The following is a 12,861-nucleotide window of genomic DNA, read 5'->3' on the forward strand; positions in this document are numbered from 1 at the left end:
TACCTATTCGAAATACACGGAGCCCTGGTTGTACAGGGTCGTCATCAATCCGAGCAGGGCCGGGTCCGAAGCAAATCCGGAGAGTGCCCCCATGTCGATACGGGCTGCGGCGCATAGCAGCGGCGCCAGTGGCTGGGCATCGCCCTTGAGCAGGAATTGCTCACCATCCACAAACAGGGCGGTGTCTTCACCGAGTTCATAAAAGGCAAACCTGGACCCCTCGTTCCAGCGAAGTTGTTCGCCGGCGCCGATGGCCTCGGCCAGGTCCTCTTCGGAGGCGGGCTCGTCGGCGGGAACCACGATGTCGAGACTCTTCGGCGCGGTGGCGTACTGGCCAAACCATAGGGCCAGTTGTCGCCGGTTGCCAACTTTCTCCTGGATGATGCCATTAAGCCGGTCAATGACTTCCGGGGCTATGGTGCCGGGGTTGTCCTGAATCCTGAGGTCGGGATCGTTGATGTGCTCGGCGGCATCTGACTGACTACAGAGGAAATCGGTAAAGCCTGTCAGAATGTCGTCAATGGTGGGCGCCCGGAAGCCGACCGACAGGGTGATGCAGTCGTCTTCGGCCACACCGTGATGGCCGATGCCCGGCGGCAGGTAGAGCATATCGCCCGGAGCCAGGTTGACGGTTTCCTCGCCGTCCCAGCTGCTCAGGATCCGCAGGGGCGTGCCTTCCACCCTGGGCGAGGCATGGTCGCAGTGACCGCCGAAGGTCCAGCGGCGATGGCCCTGAGCCTGGAGCAGAAATACATCATACTGATCGTAATGGGGACCGACGCTGCCACCTTTCGGTGCATAACTGGCCATGATGTCATCCAGGCGCCAATTGGGAATGAACCGGAAGTGTTCGAGCAGATCGGCAATTTCCGGGACCCAGTGGTCCAGCCCCTGTACCAGGAGCGTCCAGTCCTGCTCCGGCAGGTCGCTGAACCGGTCGGGAGTGAAGGGCCCGTTGTGCAACTGCCAGGGCTTGCCGTTGTCATTCTCAATGACGATCCGGGATTCCACGCCCTCCTCGCAGGCCAGGCCGGCCAGCTCGTCAGGGCTGACCGGGCATTGGAAGCCGGGGAACGCCTGGCGAATCACCAAGGGTTTTTTCTGCCAGTAATCCTGCAGAAACTCGGAAGGTGTCCGTCCGCCCAGCATATCCATGGTGTGCTCCCGCTATCAGATGTTGCGCGCCTGCTCGATGGCATTGCCAATGTAGTTGCCCGGTGTGAGGGCCATCAACTCTGCCTTGGCGGCGACCGGAATGTCGAGGGTTTCCACGAAATTCTTGATCACTTCCGGAGTCATTGCCTTGCCCCGGGTCAAAGCCTTGAGCTTTTCATAGGGCTTTTCGATGTTGTAGCGGCGCATGACCGTCTGGATCGGCTCGGCCAGGACTTCCCAGGCGTGATCCAGATCCTCGTTCAGGCGGGCCGGATTAATTTCCAGTTTGCCCAGGCCCTTAAGGGACGCTTCATAGGCAATCAGGCTGTGGCCGAAGCCGACGCCCAGGTTCCGCAGAACGGTCGAATCGGTCAGATCCCGCTGCCAGCGTGAGATCGGCAGTTTGGCGGCCAGGTGATCGAACAGGGCATTGGCAATGCCCAGGTTGCCCTCGGAATTCTCAAAATCGATCGGATTGACCTTGTGCGGCATGGTCGAGGAACCCACTTCGCCTTCCACGGTTTTCTGCTTGAAGTAACCCAGGGAAATGTAGCCCCAGACATCCCGGTCGAGGTCGATCAGGATGGTGTTGAACCGGGCAATGGCATCGTACAGTTCGGCAATGTAGTCGTGGGGCTCGATCTGGGTGGTATACGGATTCCAGTCCAGCCCCAGGCTCTCCACGAACTCTTCAGCATTGGCGGCCCAGTCCACGTCCGAGTAGGCGGAAAGGTGGGCGTTGTAGTTACCCACGGCGCCGTTGATTTTGCCCATGATTTCCACTTCGCGGATCTGCATAAGCTGGCGGCGCAGGCGGTACACAACGTTGGCCAGTTCCTTGCCCACGGTAGTGGGGGAGGCAGTTTGGCCGTGGGTCCGGGACAGCATGGGCTGGTCGGCGTGCTCTTTGGCCAGTTCAGCCAGCTTGTCGATTACCCGGTCCATCGCCGGCAACAGGCCGTGGTCCAGGCCCTCACGCAGCATCAGGGCGTGGGAGAGGTTGTTGATGTCCTCGGAGGTGCAGGCAAAGTGCACAAATTCGGTGACGGCATGCAGTTCCGGTACCTCGGCTATCTTTTCCTTGATGAAGTACTCGACGGCCTTGACGTCGTGGTTCGTGGTGCGCTCGATTTCCTTGATGCACTCGGCGTCTGCCAGGCTGAACTCGCTGACCAGCTTGTCGAGGAAGCTGTTGGCTTCGGTCGAGAACGCAGGCACTTCGGCGATCTCCGGGTGCGCGGCCAGCTTCTGAAGCCAGCGGATTTCGACGGTTACCCGGTTACGGATCAGGCCATACTCGCTGAAGATGCTGCGGAATACGCTGACTTTGCTGCCATAGCGTCCATCGACCGGGGAAATGGCGGTCAGGGCGGTGAGTTCCATCGAAAACCTCTCAAGTGATCAAAGAATCGAAACAAGCTGGGAAACAGGGCTGCCAATGATACACCAGCGGGCCCTCTGAATCAGCGTTAATCCCGGCTTTGCGGTTACAGCGGCTGGCGCGCCTTCTCGGCCAGTTCCCGGGCGTGATGAATGACCTTGCGCCGGGAGAAGATCAGCTGCCAGCGGCGCCCGCCGCACTGGCGCCAGAGCACGGCCGAGCGGATACCGGCCAGCAGGAGGGCCCTCACCTTGTCGGCATTCTCTTCCCGCTGGAGTACCGCGGGATCGCCGGTAACCTGGATGCGCTGCCGGAAGGTGCTGATGGTATCGGCGTAGATCGAGGCCAGGTTGCCGATCAGGTTGGCGTGCGTATAGCCAAAATGGCTTGCGGTATGGCGGGCCTGATCGATACGACTGCCGATCACTTCCAGCATGTCGGAACTCCGGTTCAGTTTGGACTCGAGGTGGATCAGGTTGAGCACATACTTGAGCACCTCGATATCCCGCTGCTTGCTTTGCTGGCTCATGACTGTGGAAAGAGTAACCAGGCCTTCCCGGATATCGGGCAGTTCACCGCCATAGACGTCCAGGGTTGAGGCCGGATCCGTGGCAAACAGCGAACGGATGCAGGTCTCCAGGGATGCCGGGTTGCACTGGCCGTTGTGGGCAATTTGCTGTACCAGGTTGGCAGCCTGGAACACGCCGGCCAGCGCCAGGGTCTGATCATGCAGGGACCGGCTCATGCGCTGGCTTCCTTCTGTTCTGTGCTCAGGAGACGCTCGGGCAGGGGTTCTCCGTCACGCCAGGTTTCCTCGATAACGCCGCCGCCGAGGCAGATCTCGCCGTCATAGAAGACCACCGACTGGCCGGGAGTAACGGCGCGCTGGGCATCGTCAAAAACGACCTTCACGCCGCCGTCGAGTACAGCCACTTCGCAATCCTGGTCCGGCTGACGGTAGCGGGTCTTGGCCTTGCAGCGGAACTGCCCGGCCGGTGGCTCGCCGGCGACCCAGTCGATCGGGCCTGAGACCAGACCCCGGGAAAAGAGCAGGGGATGGTGTTTGCCCTGGACGGCAACCAATACGTTGCGAGTCAGATCTTTCCCGGTGACGTACCAGGGCTCGTCTCCAAACTCGCTGAGACCACCGATTCTCAGGCCCTGGCGTTGGCCAATGGTGTGATACATCAGACCCTGGTGCCGGCCTATGACCTGGCCTTCCGGGGTTTCGATATTGCCCGGCTGGGCCGGCAGATACTGTTTCAGGAAATCCCGGAATTTCCGCTCGCCAATGAAGCAAATGCCGGTGGAATCCTTCTTGTCATGGGTGACGAAGCCCTGTTCCTCCGCAATTCGCCGTACCTCGGGTTTTTCCAGTTCGCCGACCGGGAACAAGGTGCGGGCAATCCGCTCGCCGGAAACCGCATGGAGAAAATAGCTCTGGTCCTTGTTGGGATCGAGGCCCTTCAGCAGCAGGGCCTTGCCGGAGCCGTCTTCGAGCGGTCGTTGGCGGGCATAGTGACCGGTGGCGATGTAATCCGCGCCCAGGGTGATGGCATAGTCAAGGAAGGCGCGGAACTTCACTTCCTTGTTGCACAAGATATCCGGGTTGGGGGTGCGCCCGGCCTTGTACTCGGACAGGAAGTGCTCGAATACGCGGTCCCAGTATTCTGCCGCGAAGCTTGCAGTGTGCAGCTTGATCCCGATGTCATCAGCAACGGCCTGGGCGTCCGCCAGGTCGGTCATGGCGGTACAGTATTCGGTGCCATCGTCTTCGTCCCAGTTCTTCATGAACAGGCCCTCGACGTGGTACCCCTGCTGTTTCAGGAGCCAGGCAGCCACGGAAGAATCGACGCCGCCGGACATGCCGACGATGACACGGGTGGATTCCGGAGACTTGGTATCGGGTGTTGTGCTCATGTCAGCCCTGTTGCCGCTAAAACAGCGGATTCTAACATTTCCGCGGAATCACGTCTGCGCATCGACGATGACGTCAAGCGGGTAACGGCGGCCTTTTCGGTAATCTTCTATGCACTGGAGCACCAGGGGGCTGCGCAGCTTGTCCCCGAGTTGGCGGATCTCATCGAACTCGAGCCAGTGGGCGGCGATGATGCCATCGTCGAGCTCGGAGGAGCGGTGGCGAACCGCCTCTGCAGCATAGCAGAAGCGATAATAGGTAACGCCGTTGGCGGGCGCCTTGTAGGTGTACACCCCGAGGAAATGGCGGGGCTCGACCTGCCAGCCGGTTTCTTCGAGAGTTTCCCGGCGTACAGCATCGAGGATAGCTTCGTCCTCTTCGACATGTCCGGCAGGTTGGTTGAAGACAACCCGGCCTCTACTGACTTCCTCCACTATGAGAAAGCGCCCGCGGTCATCTTCGACGATTACGGCAACGGTTGCGTGGGGCGTCCAGGTCATGATCGGGAGCGTCTCCTGCGGCGTTGAGGTCTGGCCGGTTGGTTGGCAGCTGGCACGTGCACCGGGACGGTGCGGTATTGCCCGGAAGCCAGGTTGTCCAGGCTCCAGTCTCCGATACGGTAACGGATCAGGCGCAGTGTGGGGAAGCCGACAGCAGCGGTCATGCGTCTTACCTGGCGGTTCTTACCCTCGGTAATGGTCAGCTCGATCCAACTGGTGGGTACCGTCTCCCGGTGCCGGACCGGCGGAACGCGGGGCCACACCTCAGGATCCTTCATGCGATTGACCCTGGCGGGGCGGGTCTTGCCGTCCTTGAGTTCGACTCCTGCGGCAAGCTGCGACAAGGCCTGGTCAGTAATGTCGCCTTCCACCTGGACCCAATAGGTTTTAGGCATTTTCCGGGAAGGCGAGGCGATCCGGTGTTGGAGGGCGCCATCACCGGTGAGCAGCAGGAGACCCTCAGAATCGAAATCGAGGCGACCGGCCGGGTAGACATCTTTCAGGGGGATCCAGTCTGCCAGGGTCTGGCGCGGGGACTGGCCCGGGTCATTGCGCCGGTCGGTGAACTGGCAGAGAACCTGGAAAGGTTTATTGAACAGAACGAGTTCGGCCATGCCTGCGTTGCATACTGTGGGTTGCTGATCTGACGGGACAGAGATTTGCAGGGTACCCGAATCGGAAGATTTGGCAACAGGGGGCTGGACAATAAACCCCATTGCGGGCCGAGGCGTAAGCTGCCCGCCGTATCGATCCCGATTTTTCTGCAGCCCGACTGGCGCTGGCGCCAGCCATCCGGTTCATACCTGTCTGTCGGGCAGGTATGGGTAAACAGGTTGCCGCCTCAGGCGTTTACTGCCCGCGGGGGGTAGTCTCCACGGCCCTCGTCGCGGGGGGCGGACTTCTTTTCGCTGTTACCGGAAGGTGCCTGGGACTGCCGGGAAGGCATTTCCTCGGGCACGATATTGACTGCGTGAATTCCCTTTTCGCTGGGCTTTTTGTCAAAGGTGACGGCCTGACCGGCTTTCAGTGTCTTGTAGCCATCCATCTGAACCGAGGAAAAGTGAGCAAACAGGTCGTCACTGCAGCCATCCTCGATGATGAATCCGTAGCCCTTGGCATTGTTGAACCACTTGACCTTGCCTCTTGGCATGATGAACTCCCCTGTTCTTTTGCTGTCAGTTCTTATTGTTGGGTACGCCCGGAATCCCGGAACTCCGCCGGGATCCTGTTACTCGGTTGCGCGCTCGGTTACGTTTGCATCGTACAGATTTACAATATTTTACAATGCCTCTTAACTGTCGACCAATCAGCGCCTGGAGTCAATAGTTTCTATCGAGGTTATGTGTGGTTTAACGCGGTCCGGAAGCGGTATCATCCCCGTATTGATAAATATCTCACGTCCGGGGACTCGGGCCGCTTGAAAACCCGGCCCCGGAGAACCACATTAAACCCGAGGACACCGAGAAAACCGGTAAAGAAACATGCGGACTATCGACAATTCTCTACTAGTATTGAATCAGGGGGAGGACGATCAGCCAGGCCGACAGGACGACCTCAGTGTTGCGCCCGAAAAGCCTGCCCTGAAGCACCCGGCGCGTTACCGGGTCGTGCTTCTGAACGATGACTACACCCCCATGGACTTCGTGGTGGATGTATTGATGAAGTTCTTCGGAATGAACGAGGAGAAGGCGACGCAGGTGATGCTGCTCGTCCATACGCAAGGAAAAGCCGTATGTGGGGTATATACCCGAGACATCGCGGAAACAAAGGCGGCACAGGTGAACCAGTATTCCTCGGAATGCGAACATCCGCTCCTTTGCGAGATTGAACGTGCGGACTGACAGACGTTGGGGTGGCCCATGCTGAGCAAAGATCTTGAAATTACGCTGAATACGGCCTTCAAAAATGCCCGGGACAAGCGTCATGAATTCATGACCGTCGAGCATTTACTGTTGGCTCTGCTTGATAATGAATCGGCGGTGGGTGTCCTCAAAGCCTGTGGTGCTGACCTCAAGCGCCTCGAGGAAGAACTGGTGGAATTCGTCGATTCCACCACACCCCTGATTCCCAGTAACGACAACGAACGTGAAACCCAGCCCACGCTGGGCTTCCAGCGCGTGTTGCAGAGGGCTGTTTTCCACGTACAGTCTTCTGGCAAGAAGGAGGTTACCGGCGCTAATGTCCTGGTGGCCATCTTCAGCGAACAGGAAAGCCAGGCGGTGTATGTGCTGAAGAAACAGAGCGTCGCCCGCATCGACGTGGTCAATTTTGTTTCCCATGGCATTTCCCGGGTCCAGGGCGCCGAGGATCAGGAAGGTCCCGACCAGGCTTCCCATGATGAAGCGGGTGAAGAGGGCACCCAGTCCAAGCCGCTGGAAAGCTATGCCACGAACCTGAACGAGCAGGCCCGTCAGGGGCGTATTGACCCGCTGATCGGCCGCGAACATGAAGTGGAGCGGGTGGTCCAGATTCTGGCCCGCCGCCGCAAGAACAACCCGTTGCTCGTGGGTGAGGCCGGCGTCGGCAAGACAGCCATCGCCGAAGGCCTGGCTAAGCGGATTGTGGACGGTCAGGTGCCTGACATTATCTCGGATGCGGTGGTCTACTCCCTGGACATGGGCGCGTTGCTGGCCGGTACCAAGTATCGGGGTGACTTCGAGAAGCGCCTGAAAGGCCTGCTGAGCGAACTGAAGAAGCAACAGCATGCGATCCTGTTCATCGATGAGATTCATACCATCATCGGTGCGGGCTCCGCGTCGGGCGGTGTGATGGATGCGTCCAACCTGCTCAAGCCGATGCTCAGCTCCGGTGAAATCCGCTGTATCGGCTCTACCACTTTCCATGAGTTCCGGGGCATTTTCGAGAAGGACAGCGCGCTGGCTCGCCGCTTCCAGAAGATCGATGTCAACGAGCCGAGCGTCGAGGATACCTACCAGATCCTGAAAGGCCTCAAGCCAAACTTCGAGAAGCACCATGACCTGAAGTATACGGACAAGGCCCTGCGGGTAGCTGCGGAACTGGCGGATCGCTACATTACCGACCGCCACTTGCCGGATAAGGCCATTGATGTGATCGACGAGGCGGGTGCCCGCCAGCGTATGCTGCCGGAAAACAAGCGTAAGAAGACCGTCGATGTCTCGGAAATCGAGGACGTGGTGGCCAATATTGCGCGGATTCCGCCGAAGAATGTCTCCACCAGCGACAAGGATCTGCTCCGGAACCTGGAGCGGGATCTCAAGATGGTGGTGTTCGGGCAGGATCCGGCCATCGAGTCCCTGGCCACGGCCATCAAGCTTGCCCGCGCGGGCCTAAAGGCACCGGAGAAGCCGGAAGGTGCATTCCTGTTTGCCGGTCCCACCGGGGTGGGCAAGACCGAGGTGACCAAGCAGCTGGCCAAGGTACTGGGTATCGAGCTGTTGCGCTTCGACATGTCCGAGTACATGGAGCGGCACACCGTGTCGCGCCTGATTGGAGCGCCTCCGGGCTACGTCGGGTACGACCAGGGCGGCCTGCTGACTGAGGCGGTCAACAAGCATCCGCACTGCGTGTTGCTGCTTGATGAGATCGAGAAGGCACATCCGGAGGTCTTCAACTTGCTGCTGCAGGTGATGGACCACGGTACCCTGACCGATAACAACGGCCGCAAGGCGGACTTCCGCCACGTGATTCTGGTGATGACCACCAACGCCGGTGCCGAGAGCATGGCCCGTCGTTCCATCGGCTTCAGCGAGCAGGATCACAGCACCGATGGCATGGAGGTGATCACCAAGACCTTCACACCGGAATTCCGTAACCGGCTCGACGGCATCATCCAGTTCCGTGATCTCCAGAAGGAGACTATCACCCACGTGGTCGACAAGTTTCTCACCGAGTTGCAGGCGCAGTTGGACGAGAAGCATGTGGTCCTGCATGTGGACGAGGAGGCCAAGGGCTGGCTCGCGGAACGTGGTTACGACGTCACCATGGGTGCGCGCCCCATGTCCCGCCTGATCCAGGACAGGATCAAGCGGCCGCTGGCGGAGCAGATCCTGTTCGGGCGTCTGTCCGAGCATGGCGGGGATGTCTATGTCCACCTCAAGGGGGACGAACTCGAGTTCGAATACGAGGACGAACCCGCGGAAGCCGTCTGATTCCGCTCCATCCGGCAAAGCCGCTGCCTTGTGCAGCGGCTTTTTTATATCGCAGGCAATAAAAAACCCCGCCGTGGCGGGGGTTTTCAGATGTCACTGAGGCAGATTAACGGGCGCGGTAAACAATGCGGCCCTTGCTCAGGTCATAGGGGGTCAGCTCAACCTTGACCTTGTCGCCAGTCAGGATGCGGATGTAGTTCTTGCGCATCTTGCCGGAAATGTGAGCAGTCACAACGTGACCATTGCTCAGCTCAACGCGGAACATGGTGTTGGGAAGGGTGTCGATGATGACGCCTTCCATTTCAATGACATCTGATTTCGCCATTCAGTAGAAACCTCTCTTTGAATATACTTCTCGTGATTTTAAATTGCGCAATTCTGCCTGATTTGTCGTCATTTGGCAAAGTCAGTTGTCATCCATTGTCCGCCAGTGGCCATCGCGTAGGGCCTCAATCGGCTGGAAACGTGTCTTGTAGTTCATTTTTCGGCACTCCTTGATCCAGTACCCCAGGTAAAGGTGTGACAGGCCCCGGCGCCTCGCCTCTTCAATCTGCCACAGGATGGCAAAGGTTCCCGGGCTGCGGAGCTCCAGTTCGGGCGCATACACCGTATAGATGGCCGACAGGCCGTCATCAAGGACATCTACGGCCGCAAGCGCCACCAGTTTGCGCTCCAGGCGCATCTCCAGGAACCAGGAATCTGTGGCACCTTCCACCAGGAATGAGCTGAACTGGTCCCGGGATGGGGGGTACATATCGCCGTCGCTGTGTCGCTCATTGATATACCGGGCATAGAGAGTGTAGTACTCCTCGGTGAAGCGGGCGGGCACCATGGCACACTCAAGGTCCGAGTTCTTTTTTATTACCCGACGCTGACTCCGGTCCGGCTGGAACTCTTGTGTCTTGAGGCGAACGGGGATGCAGGCGTTGCAGTGTTCGCAATGCGGCCGGTAGTAATGGGACCCGCTGCGGCGGAAACCAAGGGCGGTCAATTGACTGTACAGCTTCTTATCGATGTTGGCCCGCGGGTCCACAAACATGGTCGTTGCCTCGCGATCGGGCAGGTAACTGCAGTCATGGGGCGGAGTCGCAAAAAATACCAGGGTTCTGAGGTTACTCATTCACACCTCCGGCCCATGCCATTCCCAGGTGAAGGTCCAGTCGGACTGGTCCGGTTTCTGATCAACACATGCCCTGAGTATAGATAAAAACTCCGCTCTGGGAATGCTCCGGGCGCCCATGGTCAGCAGGTGGTCGCTCTCCACCTGGCAGTCCATGATCCGGTAGCCCCACCGCCGCAGCTGGTTGGCCAGGTGTACCATCAGGACCTTGGACGCGTTGGTCTCCAGGGAAAACATGGATTCGCCAAAAAAGCAGCGGCCAAGGGCGACCCCGTACATCCCACCGGCCAGCTCGTTGTTGCGGTTCCAGATTTCGATGGAATGGGCAATGCCTTGCCGGTGCAGTTCGGTATAGGCCGACACCATGTCATCGGTAATCCAGGTGCCCTCGGCGCGGGTGGAACCACAGAGCCGGATAATGCGACTGAAGGCTCGATCCGCGGTGACATGGAAGCGCCGTTGGTTCAATGTCCGACGAAGGCTTCGTGAGATATGGATATCAGCCGGAAACAGAACACATCGGGGATCCGGGGACCACCACAGGATCGGCTGATCGTCGCTGTACCAGGGGAAAATACCATTCCGGTAGGCAAGCTCCAGTCGGGCGGTGGAAAGATCGCCGCCAAGAGCCAGGAGACCATCCGGGTCTTCCAGGGCCTCCTCGGCGGGGGGGAACCACAAGTGGTCCGGCTCTAGCCAAGGGAGAGTGGTCATCCTGCTCCAGTCACTCCGGCCCGGCTCAGTCCTGCTGGTCCAGGAACTTCTCGGCGTCCAGCGCGGCCATGCAGCCGAAACCGGCAGAGGTTACTGCCTGGCGGTAGACGTGGTCGGCCACATCGCCAGCGGCGAATACGCCCGGGATGCTGGACTGGGTCGCCATGCCTTCGAGGCCGGAACGGATACGGATGTAGCCATTGTCCATGTCCAGCTGCCCTTCAAACAGGCTGGTGTTGGGTTTGTGACCGATGGCGATGAACACGCCGGCGAGCTCAATGTCCCGGGTGGAGTCATCCTTGGTGCTCTTGATGCGCATGCCGGTCACGCCGGTGGCGTCACCGAGCACCTCGTCCAGCGTGTGATTCCAGACGATATTGACGTTGCCGTTCTCCGCCTTCTCGAACAGTTTGTCCTGGAGGATCTTCTCCGCCCGCAGGCTGTCACGACGGTGCACCAGAGTCACTTCGTCGGCAATGTTGGACAGGTAGAGGGCTTCCTCGACCGCGGTGTTGCCGCCGCCAATCACTGCAACTTTCTGCTTGCGATAGAAGAAGCCGTCACAGGTGGCGCAGGCGGAAACGCCCTGGCCCTTGAATTTCTCTTCGGACTCCAGCCCCAGGTACATGGCGGACGCCCCGGTGGCGATGATCAGGGCATCACAGGTGTACTCGCCACCGTCGCCCTTGAGCCGGAATGGACGGTTGCTCAAGTCAGCCTCGTTGATGGTGTCGTACACAATGCTGGTCTCGAACCGCTCCGCGTGCTTCTGCATGCGTTGCATGAGCTCCGGACCCTGAACCCCCTCGTTGTCCCCTGGCCAGTTATCGACGTCGGTCGTGGTGGTGAGCTGGCCACCGACTTCAATGCCGGTAATCAGGGTCGGGTTCAGGTTGGCGCGGGCCGCGTAGACTGCTGCGGTATAGCCGGCAGGACCTGAGCCGAGGATGATCAGTCGGGAGTGTTGGGTGTCGCTCATGAATGTCTCTCACTGATGTTTGAAAATGGATACTATGTGGTCAGACGGTTTTTATTCAAGTACCGAGACCGTCGCCAGTAATTGGCGGACCCGCTCGCTGCTCTTGCCGGATTCGCCCTGCTCGAGGCGGTGCTCCGCAACGGCCGGGAAGACGGCCTGGATATCGTCGGGCAGGACGTGGTGGCGCCCCTCCATCATGGCCCAGGCCTTCGCTGCCCTGAGCAAGCCCAGGCCGGCCCGGGGGGAGAGGCCATAGAGAAGACCGGGCATGCGCCGGCTTTGCTCCAGCAGCCGTTGCACGTAATCCAGCAATGCAGGGCTGGCCGTGACTCGCGTGACGCCGTCCTGAAGGGTCCGGAGGTTTTCGGCAGAGAGCAGGGTGCCCATGCGCTCGGTCATGGCGCGACGGTCCTCGCCCTCAAGCAACTCCCGCTCGGCGCGTGGGTCGGGGTAGCCCAGTCTCAGGCGCATCAGGAACCGGTCGAGCTGGGATTCGGGAAGCGGAAAGGTGCCGCCCTGTTCGATGGGGTTCTGGGTGGCAATCACGAAAAACGGCTCTGGCAGGGGGCGGGTTTCGCCCTCTATGGATACCTGGCGCTCTTCCATGGCTTCGAGCAGGGCGCTCTGGGTTCTCGGGGAGGCCCGGTTGATCTCATCCGCCAGGACCACCTGGGCGAAGATGGGGCCGGGGTGGAAGACCAGGATGCCTGCAGTCTTGTCATACATGGAGTAGCCGAGCACATCGGCGGGCAGCAGATCGTTGGTGAACTGGATGCGCTGGTAGCTCAGGCCCATCACCTTCGCCAGGGCGTGGGACAGGGTGGTCTTGCCCATGCCGGGAATGTCCTCGATCAGCAGGTGACCCCTGGCTAGCAGGCCGCACAGGGCCAGGCGTACCTGTCGGTCCTTGCCCAGGAGAATGCTGTTCAGTTCATCGACAACGCTGTCTACCAGTTTTTTCATC

General features: G+C 59.6%; 14 protein-coding genes. 2 read left to right on the top strand and 12 right to left on the bottom strand.

Annotated elements, in window-relative coordinates:
- Positions 1 to 3 precede the first annotated feature (3 nt).
- From R6W86_RS13835 to R6W86_RS13865, 7 genes are all read right to left on the bottom strand, one after another.
- Positions 4 to 1,155 (bottom strand): JmjC domain-containing protein, encoded by a 1,152-nt coding sequence (locus R6W86_RS13835; RefSeq protein ID WP_410329949.1) that lies wholly within the window; start codon positions 1,153 to 1,155, stop codon positions 4 to 6.
- Positions 1,156 to 1,170: 15 nt separating this feature from the next.
- A complete protein-coding gene (purB, locus tag R6W86_RS13840) occupies positions 1,171 to 2,538 on the bottom strand; it encodes an adenylosuccinate lyase (protein WP_410329950.1) in 1,368 nt (455 codons plus the stop codon).
- Between the two features lie 104 nt (positions 2,539 to 2,642).
- Positions 2,643 to 3,281, bottom strand: a complete 639-nt coding sequence (gene hflD / locus R6W86_RS13845; RefSeq protein WP_410329951.1) for a high frequency lysogenization protein HflD — start codon at positions 3,279 to 3,281, stop codon at positions 2,643 to 2,645.
- Positions 3,278 to 4,456, bottom strand: coding sequence for a tRNA 2-thiouridine(34) synthase MnmA (gene mnmA, locus R6W86_RS13850; RefSeq protein WP_410329952.1), 1,179 nt, complete (start codon positions 4,454 to 4,456; stop codon positions 3,278 to 3,280). The genes hflD and mnmA overlap by 4 nt, the downstream gene beginning before the upstream one ends.
- 48 nt (positions 4,457 to 4,504) lie before the next feature.
- Entirely contained in the window at positions 4,505 to 4,954 is a 450-nt protein-coding gene (locus R6W86_RS13855) for an NUDIX hydrolase (RefSeq protein ID WP_410329953.1), read from the bottom strand.
- The gene (locus tag R6W86_RS13860; RefSeq protein WP_410329954.1) at positions 4,951 to 5,568 is read right to left on the bottom strand and encodes a pseudouridine synthase; all 618 of its coding nucleotides are present in this window, start codon (positions 5,566 to 5,568) and stop codon (positions 4,951 to 4,953) included. Before R6W86_RS13860 ends, R6W86_RS13855 begins: the two co-directional genes overlap by 4 nt.
- 227 nt (positions 5,569 to 5,795) lie before the next feature.
- Positions 5,796 to 6,104: a cold shock domain-containing protein gene (locus R6W86_RS13865; RefSeq protein ID WP_410329955.1), complete on the bottom strand. Its 309-nt coding sequence runs from the start codon at positions 6,102 to 6,104 to the stop codon at positions 5,796 to 5,798.
- A gap of 331 nt (positions 6,105 to 6,435) precedes the next feature.
- On the opposite strand from R6W86_RS13865, the gene clpS reads away from it, so the two are divergent.
- Positions 6,436 to 6,795: an ATP-dependent Clp protease adapter ClpS gene (clpS, locus tag R6W86_RS13870; protein ID WP_410329956.1), complete on the top strand. Its 360-nt coding sequence runs from the start codon at positions 6,436 to 6,438 to the stop codon at positions 6,793 to 6,795.
- Positions 6,796 to 6,813: 18 nt separating this feature from the next.
- Positions 6,814 to 9,084 (top strand): ATP-dependent Clp protease ATP-binding subunit ClpA, encoded by a 2,271-nt coding sequence (clpA, locus tag R6W86_RS13875; RefSeq protein WP_410329957.1) that lies wholly within the window; start codon positions 6,814 to 6,816, stop codon positions 9,082 to 9,084.
- Between the two features lie 106 nt (positions 9,085 to 9,190).
- Here clpA and infA read toward each other — a convergent pair whose 3' ends face one another.
- From infA to R6W86_RS13900, 5 genes are all read right to left on the bottom strand, one after another.
- Positions 9,191 to 9,409 (bottom strand): translation initiation factor IF-1, encoded by a 219-nt coding sequence (gene infA, locus R6W86_RS13880; protein ID WP_014421226.1) that lies wholly within the window; start codon positions 9,407 to 9,409, stop codon positions 9,191 to 9,193.
- An 81-nt stretch (positions 9,410 to 9,490) separates the two neighbouring features.
- Positions 9,491 to 10,204, bottom strand: a complete 714-nt coding sequence (locus R6W86_RS13885; protein WP_410329958.1) for an arginyltransferase — start codon at positions 10,202 to 10,204, stop codon at positions 9,491 to 9,493.
- Complete coding sequence (gene aat, locus R6W86_RS13890) at positions 10,205 to 10,918, bottom strand: leucyl/phenylalanyl-tRNA--protein transferase (RefSeq protein ID WP_410329959.1); 714 nt, start codon at positions 10,916 to 10,918, stop codon at positions 10,205 to 10,207. It abuts the gene before it with no gap.
- 25 nt (positions 10,919 to 10,943) lie between these two features.
- Positions 10,944 to 11,897 carry a thioredoxin-disulfide reductase gene (trxB, locus tag R6W86_RS13895; RefSeq protein WP_410329960.1) on the bottom strand — a complete coding sequence of 318 codons (954 nt, stop codon included), beginning with the start codon at positions 11,895 to 11,897 and terminating at the stop codon, positions 10,944 to 10,946.
- Between the two features lie 51 nt (positions 11,898 to 11,948).
- A complete protein-coding gene (locus R6W86_RS13900) occupies positions 11,949 to 12,860 on the bottom strand; it encodes an AAA family ATPase (protein WP_410329961.1) in 912 nt (303 codons plus the stop codon).
- Between the last annotated feature and the right edge of the window lies 1 nt (position 12,861).

It is taken from the genome of Marinobacter sp. (assembly GCF_046484525.1).
Classification (GTDB): domain Bacteria; phylum Pseudomonadota; class Gammaproteobacteria; order Pseudomonadales; family Oleiphilaceae; genus Marinobacter.

Excerpts from the sequence above, each read along its gene's own strand:
- R6W86_RS13865 (WP_410329955.1), bottom strand. The coding sequence starts at position 6,104 with ATGCCAAGAGGCAAGGTCAAGTGGTTCAACAATGCCAAGGGCTACGGA.
- clpA (WP_410329957.1), top strand. The coding sequence starts at position 6,814 with ATGCTGAGCAAAGATCTTGAAATTACGCTGAATACGGCCTTCAAAAAT.
- purB (WP_410329950.1), bottom strand. The coding sequence starts at position 2,538 with ATGGAACTCACCGCCCTGACCGCCATTTCCCCGGTCGATGGACGCTAT.
- R6W86_RS13860 (WP_410329954.1), bottom strand. The coding sequence starts at position 5,568 with ATGGCCGAACTCGTTCTGTTCAATAAACCTTTCCAGGTTCTCTGCCAG.
- trxB (WP_410329960.1), bottom strand. The coding sequence starts at position 11,897 with ATGAGCGACACCCAACACTCCCGACTGATCATCCTCGGCTCAGGTCCT.
- aat (WP_410329959.1), bottom strand. The coding sequence starts at position 10,918 with ATGACCACTCTCCCTTGGCTAGAGCCGGACCACTTGTGGTTCCCCCCC.
- hflD (WP_410329951.1), bottom strand. The coding sequence starts at position 3,281 with ATGAGCCGGTCCCTGCATGATCAGACCCTGGCGCTGGCCGGCGTGTTC.
- R6W86_RS13900 (WP_410329961.1), bottom strand. The coding sequence starts at position 12,860 with ATGAAAAAACTGGTAGACAGCGTTGTCGATGAACTGAACAGCATTCTC.
- infA (WP_014421226.1), bottom strand. The coding sequence starts at position 9,409 with ATGGCGAAATCAGATGTCATTGAAATGGAAGGCGTCATCATCGACACC.
- clpS (WP_410329956.1), top strand. The coding sequence starts at position 6,436 with ATGCGGACTATCGACAATTCTCTACTAGTATTGAATCAGGGGGAGGAC.
- R6W86_RS13855 (WP_410329953.1), bottom strand. The coding sequence starts at position 4,954 with ATGACCTGGACGCCCCACGCAACCGTTGCCGTAATCGTCGAAGATGAC.
- R6W86_RS13885 (WP_410329958.1), bottom strand. The coding sequence starts at position 10,204 with ATGAGTAACCTCAGAACCCTGGTATTTTTTGCGACTCCGCCCCATGAC.
- R6W86_RS13835 (WP_410329949.1), bottom strand. The coding sequence starts at position 1,155 with ATGGATATGCTGGGCGGACGGACACCTTCCGAGTTTCTGCAGGATTAC.
- mnmA (WP_410329952.1), bottom strand. The coding sequence starts at position 4,456 with ATGAGCACAACACCCGATACCAAGTCTCCGGAATCCACCCGTGTCATC.